Source organism: Pseudoalteromonas sp. TB51 (genome assembly GCF_000498055.1).
GTDB lineage: Bacteria > Pseudomonadota > Gammaproteobacteria > Enterobacterales > Alteromonadaceae > Pseudoalteromonas > Pseudoalteromonas atlantica.
In genome coordinates this window covers 45,590-63,698 of sequence record NZ_AUTO01000075.1, presented here as the reverse complement: position 1 = coordinate 63,698, position 18,109 = coordinate 45,590, and the positions used below count along the sequence as shown (strand labels likewise).

Genomic DNA, 18,109 nt, shown 5'->3' with positions numbered 1-18,109 from the left:
CTCTACCGCCCGATTCGGGATTGCATGGATATTAATGCCTGGGGCCTGCTGCTCAATAATTTTACGAAGAGGTCCCCATATCATTTCTACAAATATATCAGCGGCAGAAATCCGAAAAGTGCGCTGCGCTGTCGCTGGGTTAAATTCACTTTGGTTTATAGCATGCTCTAATGATCCAAGTGGCCCCTGTATTTGCCCCCATAAATTGTTAGCAAATGCAGTAGGTTGAATATTTCGGCCATCTTTTATAAATAACTCTTCTCCCCACGCTGCGCGCATACGTGCAAGCGCATTAGATACCGCAGGTTGTGTCAGCGATAATTGCTCTGCTGCACGAGTGATACTGCCTTCAGTCATGATGGCATCAAAAATCATTAGTAAATTAAGCTCTTGAGGACGGATATAGCACCGTTATAAATTTTAAATGTAAGATTATTTTACATCATTTTTAGTGATGTGTTTTATACAATAATATAATTATTTTTATGCTTTAGTCGCGTTCATAATATAAGCAGATTTTAACACAACTCGTACAGCAAGAGAGTTAACCATGTCAGCTATATATAAATTTACATACACGTTTATTATTGCACTATTAGCGATAATACTGGGTGCATGCAGCGATAAGCCAAGTTCTATTCAAAGTAATGATGATTCTACGCAAGGGGTGGCCGTAGAAGTGGCCGAAGTAATAAGTCAGCGAATAACCGAGTGGGACAGCTTTACAGGGCGGCTAGAGTCGCCGCAAATAGTGTCTTTGCGTCCTCGCGTATCTGGTTATATTGAAGCGGCAGTATTTGAAGAGGGTGAGCTGGTAAATAAAGGCGACACCTTATTTTTAATTGATAGCCGCGAATTTAATGCACAAGTAAACCGCCTAACAGCGCAACTTGATGAAGCAAAAAGCCGCTTAAAACTAGCAAAGCAAGATTTTAATCGAGCTAAAGAGCTATTTAAAAGTAAATCAATATCTAAAGAGTTATTAGAGACCCGAGGCGCAGAGGTTGACCAAGCAAATGCCTACGTAGCACAAAGTAATGCATCCCTTGAACTTGCACAGCTAAACAAAACCTTTACACGCGTAGAAGCGCCTATTTCTGGGCGAGTGTCTCGTGCGTTAATTACCGAGGGCAACTATGTCAGTGCAGGGCAAACTGTAATGACCTCTATTGTCTCTACAGAGCAGGTTTATGCCTATTTTGATATTGATGAAGCAACATGGCTTAACTATCAACAAGCGCACCTTGATAACAATCAACCTACCGCGTTACCTGTGGCGATGCGTTTAGCGAATGAGCAAAATTACCAACACTGGGGCAAGCTTGATTTTGTTGATAACCAAGTAAATACCCAAACCGGTACATTACGTGTGCGGGCTGTATTTAATAATCAAGACGGCGCGATTTTACCTGGGTTATTCGCCCATTTAAAATTAGCAGGGGGCAATACTGAGCAAGGTATTTTAATTGCTGAGAAAGCCATTGGTACCGATTTAAATAATAAATACGTTTTAACGGTTGATGAGCAAAATAAAGTGCAATACCGCGCCATTACTTTAGGCGACAAAGTGGGTGAGCTACGAGTTATTAAACAAGGTTTAAAAAGCGGCGAACGCATAGTAGTTAATGGCTTGCAGCGCGTGCGCTCTGGCGTACTCATTAAGCCAGAATTAATTAATATGGCAAAGCAAAGTACTTTAAACGAGTTACAAGCATGGCAGCAAAAGGTTGATAATCAAAACCGCTTAGCCAATGCCGAGCCAACACTTGAAATAGGCATGTAATAATGAATTTTTCTCAGTTTTTTATTCATCGACCTATTTTTGCAGCGGTTTTATCTATTCTTATTTTTATAGGGGGTGCCATAGCCATATGGCAATTACCTATTACAGAATACCCAGATGTAGTACCCCCAACAGTTGTTGTTACAGCTAACTACCCAGGTGCCAATCCTAAGGTAATAGCCGAAACCGTGGCCACAGTGCTTGAACAAGAGATAAACGGCGTAGAAAACATGCTGTACCAGTCATCGCTTGCAAACTCTGCCGGCACCATGACATTAACAGTCACCTTTGCGATAGGAAGCGATCCTGACGAAGCAACTACCTTGGTACAAAATAGGGTAAATAGAGCAATACCTCGCCTACCAGAGGAAGTACAAAGGCTAGGTGTAGTCACCGAAAAGTCATCACCCAACCTTACCCTCGCGGTACACATAACTTCGCCTACAGGGCGATACGACAGTTTGTACCTGTCTAATTATAGCGATCAATTTATAAAAGATGAGCTAAAGCGCATTAATGGCGTGGGCCAAGTACGTGTATTTGGCGCAGGCGATTACAGTATGCGTGTGTGGCTAGAGCCTAACAAATTAGCGGCGCTCAATTTAAATCCAAGTGATGTAGTCAATGCTATTCGCTCGCAAAATCAGCAAGCTGCGGCAGGAAGCCTAGGCGCACAACCCATAGGCACCAGTGAGTTTCAATGGCTTATCAATGTAGAAGGGCGCTTAATAGAGCAAGACGAGTTTGAAGAAATAATCGTAAAAACGGGTGATAACGGCGAAATTACACTGCTAAAAGATGTTGCTAGAGTAGAGCTAGGTGCAGATAGTTATACCCTTAGGCCACTTCTTAATAATGAATCCATTGCCGCTGTGCCTGTTTTTCAAGCGCCAGGCTCTAATGCATTACAAATTTCTGACGATGTGCGCGCTAAAATGGCTGAACTGTCGGCGCTATTTCCAGAGGGTATGAGCTATGAAATAGTGTATGACCCTACCGTATTTGTAAGGGGCTCTATTGAAGCTGTAGTCGATACATTATTTGAAGCGGTTTTATTAGTTGTGTTGGTAATTGTGCTGTTTTTACAAACATGGCGAGCATCTATTATTCCGCTGGTGGCAGTGCCAATTTCATTAGTGGGCACCTTTGCTTTTATGCATTTAATGGGATTTTCACTTAATGCGTTGTCATTATTTGGCTTGGTGTTAGCAATCGGTATTGTTGTTGATGATGCCATTGTTGTGGTCGAAAACGTTGAAAGAAACATCAGTGAGGGATTAAGTCCCATTGATGCAACCACTCAAGCAATGAAAGAAGTAACAGGGCCTATTATTGCCACTACTTTAGTGCTTGCTGCGGTGTTTATTCCTACTGCGTTTATGAGCGGTTTAACAGGGCAATTTTATCGTCAATTTGCTCTTACAATTACTATTTCAACAGTGCTTTCTGCCATTAACTCGCTTACGCTAAGCCCCGCGCTGGCTGCGTTATTACTCAAACCTCATGGGCAAGACAACGATTGGTTAAGCCGTGCCATTAATAAATTATTTGGCCGTTGGTTATTTGCGCCTTTTAACAAAATGTTCGATAAAGCCTCGGGTCAATACACAGGAGCCGTTGGCCGAATAGTGCATAAGGGCGGCATAATTGGTGTGCTATACGTTGGTTTACTGGCCTTAACGTGGCAGCAGTTTGAAAATACGCCAACAGGGTATGTTCCGCCGCAGGATAAAATGTATCTCGTCGCTTTTGCGCAATTACCTAATGCAGCATCGCTAGATCGCTCTGAAGCGGTGGTTCGCCAAATGTCAGAGATAATCAGGGCGCACCCAGGCGTTAGTGACGCCGTCGCCTTTGCAGGTTTAAGCATTAATGGTTTATCTATAAACCCAAGTTCGGGGATGATGTTTACACCGTTAGAGCCGTTTTCAAAGCGGCAGGGCCCGCGCATGTCGGCAGCTGAAATAGCGGAAGATTTAAATAAACAACTTAGTCAAATAAAAGGCGCTAATGTTGCTATATTTCCGCCTCCTCCAGTAAGGGGAATGGGCACTATTGGTGGCTTTAGGCTGCAGCTTGAAGATAGAGGCTCATTAGGGTTTGACACCTTGCAGCAAGTAACAAATGAAGTAATTGCTAAGGCTAAAGCCGACCCCGCCCTTGCTAATGCGTTTACCAGTTTTACAACCGACGTACCGCAGCTAGATGTAAAGGTAGACCGTAAAAAGGCGCTAAGCTTAGGGCTTGAAATAAACACCTTATTTGAAGCAATGCAAGGCTATTTGGGCACAGTTTATGTGAACGACTTTAATTTATTTGGTCGCACGTATCAGGTAAATGTGCAGGCCGATGCACCGTACAGGGAAGATGTAGAGCAAATTAAGCAATTAAAAGTGCGCAATAAAAATGGCGATATGATCCCCCTTGGCGCAGTGCTTAGTATTGAACATAGTTTAGGGCCAGATAGAGTAATGCATTATAACGGCTATGTTACGGCTGAGGTTAACGGCGTACCCGCACCAGGGTATAGCTCTGACCAAGCTAAAGCCGCAATAGAAAAAATACTCGATGAAACACTGCCAATGGGTATTGCGTATGAGTGGACAGACATAACCTATCAGCAAATTTTAGCGGGCGATACTTCAATGTATGTATTTCCACTTATTGTGTTGCTTGTATTTTTGGTTTTAGCAGCGCAGTACGAAAGCTTACGTTTGCCTGTCGCTATTATTTTAATTGTGCCTATGACATTGCTAAGTGCGCTGATTGGTGTGGCTATTTATGGTGGTGATAATAATATTTTCACCCAAATTGGCCTAATCGTGTTGTTTGGACTGGCCACTAAAAACGCTATTTTAATTGTTGAGTTTGCAAAAGATCTGCAAGATACCGGTATGGATGCATTTAATGCCATTAAAGAGGCGAGCCGGTTGCGATTACGCCCAATATTAATGACCTCAATAGCATTTATTATGGGGGTTGTACCTATGGTGTTTTCATCGGGAGCAGGCTCTGAAATGCGCCAAGCTATGGGCGTTGCGGTATTTTCTGGCATGATAGGCGTAACGGTATTTGGCTTAATACTTACACCTGTGTTTTATTATATACTTAAACGCAGTGGTAAAAATTAAACCGACAAAAAAGCCCTTAGCAATTTAATTGCTAAGGGCTTTTTTAATGCGTTTTAAAAAGTAACTATTTTACTTCTTTACCTGCAGCTTGTTGGTCAGCGTGATAGCTTGAACGAACAAATGGGCCAGAGGCAGCATGCGTAAAGCCAATTTCATCAGCGTATTCTTTTAGTGCGTCAAATTCCGCTGGTGGCACGTAACGTTTAACTGGCAAGTGATGCTTAGAAGGCTGTAAGTATTGGCCAACGGTAAGCATGTCAACGTTATGCGCACGCAGGTCACGTAATACTTCTTCTATTTCACTAATTTCTTCACCTAGGCCAACCATTAAGCCAGACTTAGTTTTTACCTCTGGGTGCGCTTCTTTAAAGCGACGAAGTAATTCTAACGACCACTTATAATCGGCACCCGGGCGCGCAAGCTTGTACAAACGCGGGGCAGTTTCTAGGTTGTGATTAAACACATCAGGTGGCGTTTCAATTAAAATCTCCAGAGCACGGTCCATACGACCACGAAAATCTGGCACTAAAATCTCAATGGTAATGGTTGGGTTGTGCTTACGGATTTCGCGAATACAATCGGCAAAATGCTGTGCGCCGCCATCACGTAAATCATCACGGTCAACCGAGGTAATAACCACGTAGCTAAGCTTCATGTCTTTAATTGTCAGTGCAAGCTTTTCAGGCTCTGCTGCATCAGGTTTTAGTGGGCGACCATGGGCAACATCACAAAATGGGCAACGACGAGTACAAATAGCACCTAAAATCATAAAGGTAGCAGTACCGTGGTTAAAACACTCCGAAAGGTTAGGGCACGAGGCCTCTTCACATACTGAGTGTAAGCCGTGCTTGCGCATAGCTTGTTTTATACCGTCGATACGCTCGGTAGATTTTGGTAAGCGAATTTTAAGCCACTCTGGCTTGCGCAACATTTCAGTTTTTTCTGTAGGTAAAACTTTAACGGGGATCAACGCCATTTTTTCTGCGTCGCGTAGTTTTACACCTGGTTCCATTTTGACTGGTTTATTCATTCGTTTTCAAACCCTTCAGTATGCTTAACCTGTGTTGCATTAAGCTTCTTTATCATGTGTTTTACCAGCCCTTCACCTGCTTGTGCTAAGTTTTGAGGGCCGTTTAATTCTTTCGTTTGCACCATGTTCATGCCAGCATAACCACACGGGTTGATGCGTAAAAACGGGCTTAAGTCCATGTTAACATTTAATGCTAATCCATGAAACGAGCAACCACGACGAACACGTAATCCTAATGATGCAATTTTACTGTCGTTTACGTACACACCGGGTGCATCGGCTTTTGCGTAGGCTTTAATATCATACTCATTAAGGGTATCAATAATGCACTCTTCAAGCCAAGTAACAAGCTCGCGCACACCGATTTTTAAGCGGCGCAAGTTAAATAATACATACATCATTTGTTGGCCGGGGCCATGGTAAGTAACTTGCCCGCCACGGTCTACCTTAATGACTTCTATGTCACCAGGGGCGAGTAAATGCTCATCTTTACCAGCTTGGCCTTGTGTAAATACACTCTCGTGCTCTACAAGCCAAATTTCATCTGGCGAGCTNTAGGCTTGCATTTTTTGCCAAATTGGCATGTAACGCTGACGGCCTAGTTGGCGTACGATTAAAGTGTTTTCGTTCACAACAAGTCTCAACTATGGCTTAAAGCATATGGCGTACGTCATCAATGTTGCTGATCACGTTGTAAATTTCTTCTATGTGTTTACCGCTTGTCACTGTGGCAACAAACGTTACCGACTCATAATTGCCTTTACTGCTTGGCTTTACTTTTGGTGCGTAGTCACCAGGTGCAATAGGTTGTAATTTAGCTAAAATTTGTTCCGTAAGGTTAACGTTTGCTAAACCCATAACTTTAAATGTGAACGGACATGGGTACTCAAGGTACTCATCAAATTTAGTATTTTTAACAGGTTGAACCACGACGGTGACTCCTCAAACAAAAAATGTTGGCTACGTGAGATAATATCAATCCGCAATAAGACTTAATCATTTTGCGGGGCTAAACGTGTTGCTACCTGTGTTAAAAAATGCTCATTTAGAACAACTAAATAGCGATTTATTAGCCAAGTTATCAACACGTTTTTCCAGCCTCAAAATAGATTACTTAATTAACCGAATTGGTATAACGCTAAGCGTGACTGGCAGGTTTAGGGTGATCCTGCTTATATGGGGCGCATTCTAGCATTTTTCAAGCAAAAAAAAACGCCTCATAACAGAGGCGCTTCGTTTAACAACCCAACGACTGTCGGGTTATTTTTACGTTTACATAATTTGTAAACGTAAGTAGTCGTAAATTTTGCTAAAGAAGCTGCCTTCTTCCACTTCTTCAAGTGTAACTAGTGGGTATTGTGCAATGTCTTCGCCCTCTAGTTGTAAGAATAACGTACCTACTTTAGTGCCTTTCGCTAATGGTGCTTCAAGCGTGTTGTCTAGCTCAAAGTTAGCTTTAAGGTTTTTATGTTGACCACGTGGAATGGTAATTGGGGTATCTTCTAAAATGCCCAACGATACATTTTCTTTATTACCCATCCAAATACGTTGTTCTGCAAAGCTGTCGCCTGCTTTGTAAGGTGTAATTGTTTCAAAAAAGCGAAATCCGTAGTTAAGTAGTTTTTTGCTTTCTACTTTACGTGCGCGCTCGCTTGATGTGCCCATAACAACCGCAATTAAACGCATGTCGTTTTTAGTTGCAGACGTTACTAAGCTATAGCCTGCCTCTGATGTGTGACCCGTTTTAATGCCATCAACATCTAGGCTTTCATCCCATAACAAAGAGTTACGGTTATATTGTTTAATGCCGTTGTAAGTAAACGATTTTTGCTTATAAAGTGCGTACTCATCAGGTACATCACGAATAAGTGCAGCGCCTAGCGTCGCCATATCACGTGGGGTAGTGTAATGCTCGTCTGTATCTAAACCGTGGCTATTAATAAAGTGGCTGTTGCTCATGCCTAATTTTGCGGCATGGGCATTCATTAAATCAGCAAATGCGCTTTCGCTACCTGCAATATGCTCAGCCATGGCTACACACGCATCATTACCAGATTGAATAATAATACCGTGATTAAGCTCATCAACACTTATTTGCTTGCCTACTTCAATAAACATTTTTGACGATTCAGGGAAGTTTTTAGCCCAGGCTTTTTCGCTCACTGTAACCATATCGGTTGGTGCAATGTTACCGGCGTTTATTTCTGTACCAATTACATAACTGGTCATCATTTTAGTTAAGCTTGCAGGGGCTAGTTTTGTATCAGCTTCACCTTCAGCAATAACTTTACCTGTTGTAAAGTCTACTAAAAAATAACCTTTTGCATTAATTTGAGGTGGAGCCGGAATAATTTGGGCGCTGGCTGAAAATACGGCGGCTGTGCAAACTAAGCCGCATACACCTTTGAGGATTTTATGTTTAATTGATTTCATCATACTCATTAATGGTTAAAGTTAAAAATTCGCGTTAGTCCATCTTATACCCAAACTACCCCGAGATGCGAGCGTCGTTGGAATTAAAAATAACTTAGACAAGGCATTGATTGTCAATAATAGTCACTCTACTGTTCAAATCAATAACGCAGTATAAATCGTTTTTAAACCACGCTTCAGGGCGTTTCACTAAGGCTGATTTTCTGTGTTGTTATTTTTTATAGGGATTGCCATTTAAAAAATAACACCTAGATTTTAAGCCCCAATACAACGCTGAATCCTACATTTTGGCGTGGTTTAGGTATTTGTCTTACTGAGTGTAAAGCAAGAACGCGTTTTGAAATTGGTTTTGTTTTAATTTTTTTAATACGTCTTGTGCATGCTGGGCATCTTTAATCGGGCCCAAATGCAAACGATATATGTTGTCTGCTTTTACTATATTAGTAGGTACTTGATACTGCAGGCGTAATGTAGAAGCTAATGCTTCAATATTGCTAAGCGTACTACCCGCAGCTACCTGTATATATGTTTTACGTGCAGGAATGCTGTCGAGCGTAATCGCCTCTAGCTTAACCTTGGCTGTACCGTGAGTGTGATAGCCTAATTTATAAGCAGCAGCATACGAAAGATCTATTATTCTGTCATCATGAAACGGCCCACGGTCGTTTACACGTACAATCACCGATTTATTGTTGGCAGTATTAGTAACGCGTACAAAGCTTGGCAGGGGTAAGGTTTTATGCGCAGCGCTCATGGCAAACATATCGTAAATTTCACCGTTTGAGGTATGGTAGCCATGAAACTTACGGCCGTACCACGAAGCGATCCCTTCTTCTGTATACCCTTTTTCATCAAGCATTGGTGTGTAACGTTTGCCTAATACCTCGTAGGGGCGACTTGCACTGGCACTTTTTTTAACATCCACCACAACGGCATCTTGCATTTCAAGTGCGGTTGGCGCGCGTAAAGGTGCGGCATCGTGCTCCATATGATAACGACTATTAGAGCCGCTACTACATGCGCTTAACATAAATATTAAGGCTGAAATAAATAACAGCTGGGTAGGCTTATTCATTATTTTAAAAGCATCCTTTTATCTGTCGCAATTGACATAATAATGCCAAATCCGGCCATTAACGTCACCATAGAGGTGCCGCCATAACTAATAAGGGGTAAAGGTACACCTACAACAGGCAACAAGCCCGATACCATGCCTATATTTACAAAAATATAAACAAAAAAGGTGAGGGTAAGGGCGCCGGCCAATAATTTACCAAACGCATCTTGCGCGTTTACTGCAATGTATAAACCACGGCCGATAATAAATAAGTACAGGCTTAATAAAACACATACACCAAATAAGCCAAACTCTTCACTTAATACCGAAAATATAAAGTCGGTATGGCGCTCTGGTAAAAATTCGAGTTGTGATTGCGTACCTTGCAACCAGCCTTTACCTTCTATACCACCAGAGCCGATGGCTATTTTGGATTGAATAATATGATACCCCGAGCCAAGCGGATCGCTCTCTGGGTCTAAAAACGTTAATACGCGCTGCTTTTGGTAGTCGTGCATACCGTAGTGCCAAAATGGCCATGCTGCCAGTGCGACAATCGAGCTTAAAAAACCAATTAAACGCCAGCTTAAACCGGATAAAAACAACACAAATATTCCTGAGCTGGCAATCAAAATTGAGGTGCCTAAGTCGGGCTGTTCTTTAATTAATAAGGTAGGCAGCATCACGATGACAAAGCCAATAATTAGGTGTAATGGACGTGGCGGAAGTTGGTTTCGGCCAATATACCAAGCCACCATCATAGGGACTGCCAGCTTCATAAGTTCTGAGGGCTGAAAGCGAGTAATACCTAAATTTAACCAGCGCTGAGCGCCCTTTGAGCTCACGCCAAATAGCAATACGCCCACCAACATGAGTAACCCAACACAGTAAAGGGGGATCACTAAGCGTTTAAGAGTCGCGGGGGAGAACTGTGCAAGCACTATCATGCCTATAATAGCGCCGCCCATACGGGTGATATGGCGGAACATCATGGCCGAGTCTTGGCCGCTTGCGCTATATACTATGGTGATACTGCCTGCCATCATAAGTAATAAGGCAATTAGTAACGGTAAGTCTAAATGCATGCGCATCCATATCGAGCGCTGGGTGTTTAATACGGTCATTGCGCTGTATTCCTAGCAACTTCTATTGGGTTTGCTGCAAAATAGTAATCCATTAGCTCACGTGCAATAGGTGCACCCACAGAGCTGCCGCCACCGGTGTTTTCTACCACAATTGAAACTACAATTTTAGGGTCGTCATACGGAGCAAAACCAATATAAATCGCGTTATCGCGTTGGCGCTCCTTTAGTGATTTTGCATCGTAACGCTCACCTTGGGCAATACTCACTACTTGCGCTGTGCCTGTTTTACCCGCAGGATCATAATTAGCGCCTTTAAATGCACGGTGTGCAGTTCCTGTTACTTTTTTTACGGTATTGTGCATGGCATCGAGCGCGATACGCCAGTTATCAGGGTTATTAAGTACCACCGGCGGTTTTTCTTCGTTATTAATTTGCGTCACTTGGTCTTCTTTTTTAGCCACTTGTGCTAAATGCGGCGGGTGGTTTATGCCTTTATTAACCAATATGTTAGTCGCGTTAGCAATTTGAATAGGGGTGGCAGTCCAATACCCTTGGCCAATCCCCACTGAAATAGTATCGCCACGCCACCACGACTCTTTAAAGCGGCCTTCTTTCCACTCTTTTGAGGGCAGTATGGCTGTGGTTTCTTCGTGTATGTCTATTCCCGATAAGTCACCAAAGCCAAAGCGGGCCATAAAATTACTAATTTTTGTTATGCCTAAGCGGTATGCCGCATCGTAAAAGTAAGTATCGCACGACTCTTCAATCGCTTTGTAAACATCTACGTGGCCGTGGCCCCAACGTTTCCAATCGCGCCATTTATGTTCAACATTCGGTATTTGAAAAAAACCAGGATCCCACACCGAGGTGCTTTCACTGACAATGTTTTCTTCAAGTGCCAGTATGGCCATATGCGGTTTTACTGTGGAAGCCGGCGCATAGCGCCCTTGAGTTGCACGGTTAATAAGAGGGCGGTCGGGGTTTAGCAGTGCTTTATAATCTTTACTGCTAATACCATGGACAAATAAATTAGGGTCGTAACTTGGGTTTGAATAAAGTGCTAATACGCCGCCATCTTTGGCATCCATTACTACAACCGCGCCGCGCATATCTTTAAGCGCATGTTGGGCTATTTGTTGTAAACCTATATCTAAGGTAAGCACTAAATCACTGCCTGGCTGTGGGGGAGTCATACTTAATGTGCGAATAACACGGCCGCGGTTATTTACTTCAACGCGTTGAGATCCGACTTGGCCATGCAAAAGCTGCTCGTAATATTTTTCTATGCCAAGCTTACCAATATCGTGCGTAGCGCGGTAATTTGTGGCTTGGTCTTCTTGTTCTAACTTATTAAGTTCTTTGCGGTTTAGTTTTGCAACGTAGCCTAATGCATGGGTTAGCGTATCGCCATATGGGTAAAAGCGTGCAAGGCGCGCTTCAATGCTAAAGCCCGGAAATTTATGCTGATTAACCGCAAATTGGGCCACTTCGGTTTCATCTAAGCGGGCTTTTAGTACTTGCGACTTAAAACGACGCGTATGCTTTATGTCATCAATAAAGTCTTTTTTTTGCTGCTCGGTAATCGTAATTATTTTGCTAACTTGCTCAAGCGATTTAGCTAAATCATCGACCTCTTCAGGAATAACCTCGAGGTTATAAACGGGTTTGTTTTCAGCAAGCAGTACACCGTTGCGGTCGTAAATGAGGCCACGGTTTGGCGCAATAGGAATGACTTTAATACGGTTATCGTTAGAGCGGGTTTGATAGTCGGTGTGTTCTTCTACCTGAATGGTATAAAGATTAGAAAGCAAAATTGCCACTAAGCCTAAAACAAAAATAAAACCCACAAATGCGCGCCGTGCAAATAAGTTTGCCTCAGCGGAATGGTCGCGTATTGTGGGTCTTTGCTTAATCATAACAAGGCGTTACTCGCGATGATAAGGATGGTTGTTATTTAAGCTCCAGCCTCGGTATAGGCTTTCGGCAACAATAATACGCACTAAAGGGTGCGGTAACGTTAAGTTAGATAACGACCACTTTTGCTCAGAGGCGGCAATGCACTCAGGGGCTAACCCTTCAGGNCTGCCACTTTTCCATATTTTTAGCAAGTTGGTGAGTATCAAGTGGTTTACCTGTTACCTCTAGGGTAACAATGCGATTGCCTTTTGGAATAGCGGCTAAGGTTTTTTCACCTTCGGTGTGTAAAATGCGTTTAATATCGGCATTTTTACCGCGTTTACCGGCCGGAATTTCTATTAACTCAAGCGCCATATCTTTAGGAAAACGGCGTTGGTACTCTGCAAATCCGGTTTCTACCCACGCTGGCATTTTTGTGCCAACGGCAATCATTTGTATTTTCACGTATTACTTCCAAGCTCAATTAAAAAATAGTGGCGCTTAGCCCCACAGTTTTTCTAGATCGTAATAGCTACGTGCGTGATCTTGCATCACGTGTACAACTACATCACCTAAATCTACCAGTACCCATTCGCCTTCGTCTTGACCTTCGTAACCTAAAGGTTCTTCGCCAGCGTGGCGAGCTTCTTTTGCTACGTTATCAGCAATTGATTGCACATGACGCTTAGAAGTACCCGAACACACAACCATGTAATCGGTAATGTCTGAGCTGTCACGTACGTCTAGTTGTACCACGTCGCGTGCTTTCATATCGTCAATTTTGTCTAGTGCAAAGGCAAGTAGTTGTTTCGAATCCAAGGTATTGTCTCAATTTTAAATTTAATAGCGTGCATTTTAACATGCTAGGGGGTTTTAATCATCACTTTGATAAAGCTGGTGTTGCTTAATGTAGTGACTGACAGGTTCGGGTAATAGTTCATTATTTTTATTGGTTTTTTTTAATTGCTCTCGAATAGTGCTTGAGGCAGCATCAAGGGTTTCACCAGGTAAAAAATAAAGCTTACCAAAGTTGTGTGTGGCAAGTTGCTGTGGCGCTTCAGTGTGGGCATTACTGATATAGCTTTTAAGCGCCTTATTTGGGTTACATGTTTGCCCCGGGCGATGATAAACCACTATATGGCATAGCTGTGTAATTGCTTGCCATTCATACCATTTGTCGAGGTTATTAAACGAGTCCATGCCCATTAAAAAAAGAATTGGCGTATCTGGGTGCTCAGCTCTTAGCTCTTGTAAACTTAACAATGAGTACGAGGGCCCAGTACGATTAAGCTCTCTTAAATCAAGTGCAAAATGAGGGTAAGGGGCAATAGCGGCATTGAGCATATTAATACGGTGCGCTGTACTTATACCTGGCGCAGCTTTGTGCGCGGGAAGTGCACAGGGCATAAAGTACAACGTGGATAAGTTAAATGTATTTACACACTGTGAGGCCATATTTAGGTGGCCTAAATGCACGGGGTCGAAGGTGCCGCCAAAAATTGCAATCATGTTAAAAATCTTTAGTTAAGTGCGTGGCAAGGCATTGGAATATCAAGCGGCTGGCAAAACTTAATACAAATATGGGCAAGCGCTTGGTAAGGCGCAATTAAGTTACCTTGTTTGTAGCTTGAATCAAACAGTGCAAGCTCACTGCTTATTTGCTCAAGGGTATTAATATTTAAGCGGTTAATTGCATTTTGCACTGGGCCTTGCTGGTTTTTCCAAATACCATTTTTTTTAAATAACTGTGCGATAGGCTCGCCATTTAAAAGCCCTTGCTGAATAGTGAGCAAACTGGTGAGCTCTTTATTTATAGCCCATAAAATACTCACCACTTCGGTGTTATCGCTGGCCAGTTTATTAAGTACCTTAATTGCTTGCTTGGCGTGGCCATTTAATAGGGCATCACTTAAATCAAAAATATCAAACTTGGCTTGATTTAATAGCCCTTGCATCACAAGTTGCTGGGTTATTAAGGCATTACCATGCAGTAGCGAGAGCTTTTCGATCTCCTGAAAACACGCTAACAAATTGCCTTCGGTAGCGTTAATTAAGCTCAGTTTTGCTTCGTTTTGCATATTTAGAGAAAGGCGTGCTACTTGTTCATCTAACCAGCGTTTTAAATGATTCCCTGCAAGCGGGTAGCACGGTACAAATACACCGTGTTTATCGAGTGCTTTAAACCAGGCGCCACGTTGTACGTCTTGGCTGGCTTTAGCCCCTTTTACAATTAAAATGGTATCAGGGTTAATTAACTCGACTATTTTTTTAAAGGTATTACTACCTGGGGTGCCAGGTTTTTGTTGGTTTAAATCAAGCTCAATTATAGTGCGCGCACTAAACAAAGACATGCTTTGATATTGAGCTATAATTTCTTGCCAATCAAACCCTTGCATTAGGGTAAATTTAATTACCTCATCAAAGCCTTGGGCTTTTGCCGTGTCGCGTATTTGCTGCACACATTGCGCTTCTTGAAACGGTTCTTCACCAAACACTAAATAAAAGGGTTTTAAACCTTTATTTAATTCACTCGGTAACTGATTAGCATAACAGCGCATTATAGTTGCGACAGCTCTCTAACAATACGACCACTGGCTTGCTTACGAATTTCGCTAATAAGCAGCTCAAGCTCTTTTGCTTTTGCAAGTGCGTGATCGGGGTCGTCTTGGTAGTTACGATAAAGCTCAAAGCGTTTTTCTATGGCTTTTTCGCCTGGGCGTTTAACAACATAACTTACCCCGTAGGCAAGCTCGTATTCAGCCACCTGACCATTTTGAAACAACGATAAGGTTTGGCGCTCAATGCTTTCTTTGCGTAAGTACAGCTGGGCAACATTTTTAGCCGAAGGCGTCAGTTCTACGTTACTGGCTTTAAGCTCTTTTTTAAGGTTTAAAAATAACGATGATTTTTCATCATCACCTTTAAGTGTAAGCGTTTTAAGGTTATCTGGCAGGCTAGAGGCTTTCTTTAAATGAAAGCCACAGCTAGATAACACAAAACACATTAGCACTAAGGCTAATGTGTTTTTAAGGGTGTTAAAGCTAACCATTTAGTTAGCTACCACGTTAAGTAGTTTACCCGGTACGTAAATAATTTTACGAATGGTTGCGCCATCAGTAAATTTAGTTACGTTAGACTCAGCAAACGCAAGTGCTTCTACCTGCTCTTGTGTTGCATCGGCGGCTACAGTTAGCTTAGCGCGTAGTTTGCCATTTACTTGTACGATGATTAATTTTTCATCTTCAACAAGGGCAGACTCGTCAACTTTAGGCCATGCTGCATCTAAAATGTCACCCTCTTTACCTAGCTCTTGCCATAACTGGTGCGATAAATGCGGCGTAATTGGCGCAAGCATAATAAGTAGGGCTTCTAATGCTTCGTTAGCAATAGCAACATCTTGCGTATCGTTTAACGGCGCTTTTAATAACTTATTAGAGAGTTCCATAATGGCAGCAATTGCAGTGTTAAACGTTTGACGACGCTCAATATCATCGCTCACTTTTGCAATGGCTTTGTGTAGCTCACGACGCAGTACTTTTTGTGGGTTACTAAGCGCTGATTTATCAAGTGCTTGGTAGCCAACTGTTTTCACATCTACTGCGTATTTCCAAATACGTTTTAAGAAGCGGTGCGCGCCTTCAACGCCTGAGTCTGACCATTCAAGCGTTTGCTCTGGTGGTGCGGTAAACATCATAAATAAACGCACAGTATCTGCACCGTATTGGGCAATTACTTCTTGTGGGTCTATACCGTTGTTTTTAGACTTAGACATTTTACTCATGCCCGATGAGAACACAGGTTCACCATCTTCTTTATGCCATGCTTTAGTTACGCGGCCTTTTTCGTCGGTTTCGGTATTTACATCGCTTGGCGAAATCCATACGTCACCGCCTTTTTCATCTTTACGGTAGAACGTTTCGGCAAGTACCATGCCCTGACAAAGTAAGCGATCGAATGGCTCGTCTGAATTTACTAAACCAAAATCACGTAATAACTTATGGAAAAAACGCGAATACAATAAGTGTAAAATAGCGTGCTCAATACCACCTATGTATTGGTTTACTGGTAACCAATAGTTAGCTGCTGCTGGGTCTAGCATGCCTTCGTCGTGACGCGGGCTACAGTAACGTGCGTAGTACCAAGACGACTCCATAAAGGTGTCAAAGGTATCTGTTTCGTGTGTTGCTGGTACGCCATTTACCGTTGCTTTTGCCCATTCTGGGTCTGCTTTGATTGGCGAAGTAACGCCATTCATAACTACATCTTCTGGTAAACGTACTGGCAGCATTTCTTCGGTGGCGGCTAATTCGTTACCGTTTTCGTCGCTCAGCATTGGGATTGGTGACCCCCAGTAACGCTGGCGGCTAACACCCCAATCACGTAAGCGGAAGTTAACTTTACGCTCACCCACACCCAGTGCTTCTAGTTTGTCGGCAATAGCGTTAAATGCGCCTTCAAAATCAAGGCCATCAAATTCGCCAGAATTAACTAACACGCCTTTTTCAGTGAATGCTTCTTCTTTTAAATTTACTTCAAGCTCTGAGCCTTCAACTGGTGCAATTACTTGTTTTATGTCTAGGCCGTATGCTGTGGCAAATTCATAGTCGCGTTGGTCGTGTGCAGGTACTGCCATAACCGCGCCTGAGCCGTAATGCATTAATACAAAGTTAGCAACCCAAATTGGAACTTGCTCGCCCGTTAATGGGTGAGTCGCGTAAAAGCCTGTTGCAATGCCTTTTTTCTCCATAGTGGCCATGTCTGCTTCGGCAACTTTGGTGTTTTTGCATTCTTCAACAAACATTGCAATTGCATCGCTGTTTTTAGCGGCTTCTTGCGCAATAGGGTGGCCACCGGCAACGGCTAGGTAAGTTACACCCATAAATGTATCTGGACGTGTAGTGTATACGCTAAACTTTTCGTTGTTGTCGGTACGCGTAAACTCAATGTCTAACCCTTCAGAGCGACCAATCCAGTTGCGCTGCATGGTTTTAACTTGCTCAGGCCAGTCTTCTAACTTGTCTAAGTCATCTAAAAGCTCTTGTGCGTAGTCAGTAATTTTAATAAACCACTGCGGGATTTCTTTTTGCTCAACCACTGCACCAGAGCGCCATCCGCGGCCATCTATAACTTGCTCGTTAGCAAGTACAGTTTGATCAACTGGATCCCAGTTAACCGTTGACATTTTTTTGTACACTAAGCCTTTTTCGTACAGCTTAGTGAAAAACCATTGTTCCCATTTGTAGTATTCTGGGTGACACGTGGCTATTTCACGATCCCAGTCGTAACCAAAGCCTAATTGCTTAAGTTGGTTACGCATGTAATCAATGTTTTCGTACGTCCACTTAGCTGGCGCTGTTTTGTTTTTGATAGCGGCGTTTTCTGCAGGTAAACCAAACGCATCCCAACCCATTGGCTGCATTACGTTTTTGCCTTGCAGGCGCTGGAAACGAGAAACAACATCACCAATGGTGTAATTACGCACATGACCCATATGCAGTCGGCCACTTGGGTATGGGAACATAGAAAGACAGTAATACTTTTCTTTGCTCTCATCTTCGGTGACTTTAAATACCTGGTTTTCTTCCCAGTAACTTTGGACTTTTGACTCTATGTCTTGCGGGTTATATTGCTCTTGCATCTATGATTCCAGACTTCTTGCAAACTAATAAAAAATTGCCGATAGGATACCCCAAA

Annotated in this window: 15 protein-coding genes and 1 pseudogene; 2 read left to right on the top strand and 14 right to left on the bottom strand. The window is 42.7% G+C overall.

Features of this window, described 5'->3' with window-relative positions; genetic code table 11:
- The coding region (locus tag L650_RS0103330) for a LysR family transcriptional regulator (RefSeq protein ID WP_029772186.1) at positions 1 to 402 on the bottom strand (402 nt) is incomplete at its 3' end.
- Between the two features lie 148 nt (positions 403 to 550).
- Here L650_RS0103330 and L650_RS0103325 point away from each other — a divergent pair.
- Both L650_RS0103325 and L650_RS0103320 read left to right on the top strand, forming a co-directional pair.
- A complete protein-coding gene (locus L650_RS0103325; protein ID WP_029772185.1) occupies positions 551 to 1,783 on the top strand; it encodes an efflux RND transporter periplasmic adaptor subunit in 1,233 nt (410 codons plus the stop codon).
- A gap of 2 nt (positions 1,784 to 1,785) precedes the next feature.
- Positions 1,786 to 4,914: an efflux RND transporter permease subunit gene (locus L650_RS0103320; RefSeq protein ID WP_029772184.1), complete on the top strand. Its 3,129-nt coding sequence runs from the start codon at positions 1,786 to 1,788 to the stop codon at positions 4,912 to 4,914.
- Between the two features lie 64 nt (positions 4,915 to 4,978).
- On the opposite strand, the gene lipA is transcribed toward L650_RS0103320, so the two are convergent.
- From lipA to leuS, 13 genes and pseudogenes are all read right to left on the bottom strand, one after another.
- Positions 4,979 to 5,944, bottom strand: a complete 966-nt coding sequence (gene lipA, locus L650_RS0103315; protein WP_004585911.1) for a lipoyl synthase — start codon at positions 5,942 to 5,944, stop codon at positions 4,979 to 4,981.
- On the bottom strand, positions 5,941 to 6,576 hold the full coding sequence (gene lipB, locus L650_RS0103310; RefSeq protein WP_029772183.1) for a lipoyl(octanoyl) transferase LipB: 636 nt from the start codon (positions 6,574 to 6,576) through the stop codon (positions 5,941 to 5,943). The genes lipA and lipB overlap by 4 nt, the downstream gene beginning before the upstream one ends.
- Before the next feature lie 19 nt (positions 6,577 to 6,595).
- On the bottom strand, positions 6,596 to 6,874 hold the full coding sequence (gene ybeD / locus L650_RS0103305) for a DUF493 family protein YbeD (RefSeq protein ID WP_024033764.1): 279 nt from the start codon (positions 6,872 to 6,874) through the stop codon (positions 6,596 to 6,598).
- A gap of 342 nt (positions 6,875 to 7,216) precedes the next feature.
- On the bottom strand, positions 7,217 to 8,377 hold the full coding sequence (locus L650_RS0103300; protein WP_004585914.1) for a serine hydrolase: 1,161 nt from the start codon (positions 8,375 to 8,377) through the stop codon (positions 7,217 to 7,219).
- 310 nt (positions 8,378 to 8,687) lie between these two features.
- Positions 8,688 to 9,452, bottom strand: coding sequence for a septal ring lytic transglycosylase RlpA family protein (locus tag L650_RS0103295; RefSeq protein ID WP_029772182.1), 765 nt, complete (start codon positions 9,450 to 9,452; stop codon positions 8,688 to 8,690).
- Positions 9,452 to 10,558, bottom strand: a complete 1,107-nt coding sequence (rodA, locus tag L650_RS0103290; protein ID WP_029772181.1) for a rod shape-determining protein RodA — start codon at positions 10,556 to 10,558, stop codon at positions 9,452 to 9,454. Before rodA ends, L650_RS0103295 begins: the two co-directional genes overlap by 1 nt.
- A complete protein-coding gene (mrdA, locus tag L650_RS0103285) occupies positions 10,555 to 12,435 on the bottom strand; it encodes a penicillin-binding protein 2 (RefSeq protein WP_004585917.1) in 1,881 nt (626 codons plus the stop codon). Before mrdA ends, rodA begins: the two co-directional genes overlap by 4 nt.
- Before the next feature lie 9 nt (positions 12,436 to 12,444).
- Positions 12,445 to 12,880 (bottom strand): annotated as a pseudogene (gene rlmH, locus L650_RS0103280) (23S rRNA (pseudouridine(1915)-N(3))-methyltransferase RlmH).
- A gap of 36 nt (positions 12,881 to 12,916) precedes the next feature.
- Positions 12,917 to 13,234, bottom strand: a complete 318-nt coding sequence (gene rsfS / locus L650_RS0103275) for a ribosome silencing factor (RefSeq protein WP_024033760.1) — start codon at positions 13,232 to 13,234, stop codon at positions 12,917 to 12,919.
- Positions 13,235 to 13,288: 54 nt separating this feature from the next.
- Positions 13,289 to 13,924 carry a nicotinate-nucleotide adenylyltransferase gene (nadD, locus tag L650_RS0103270; RefSeq protein WP_024033759.1) on the bottom strand — a complete coding sequence of 212 codons (636 nt, stop codon included), beginning with the start codon at positions 13,922 to 13,924 and terminating at the stop codon, positions 13,289 to 13,291.
- A gap of 11 nt (positions 13,925 to 13,935) precedes the next feature.
- Positions 13,936 to 14,973, bottom strand: a complete 1,038-nt coding sequence (gene holA / locus L650_RS0103265) for a DNA polymerase III subunit delta (protein ID WP_029772180.1) — start codon at positions 14,971 to 14,973, stop codon at positions 13,936 to 13,938.
- Positions 14,973 to 15,464, bottom strand: coding sequence for an LPS assembly lipoprotein LptE (gene lptE, locus L650_RS0103260; protein ID WP_024033758.1), 492 nt, complete (start codon positions 15,462 to 15,464; stop codon positions 14,973 to 14,975). Before lptE ends, holA begins: the two co-directional genes overlap by 1 nt.
- Positions 15,465 to 18,053 (bottom strand): leucine--tRNA ligase, encoded by a 2,589-nt coding sequence (leuS, locus tag L650_RS0103255; RefSeq protein WP_029772179.1) that lies wholly within the window; start codon positions 18,051 to 18,053, stop codon positions 15,465 to 15,467.
- Between the last annotated feature and the right edge of the window lie 56 nt (positions 18,054 to 18,109).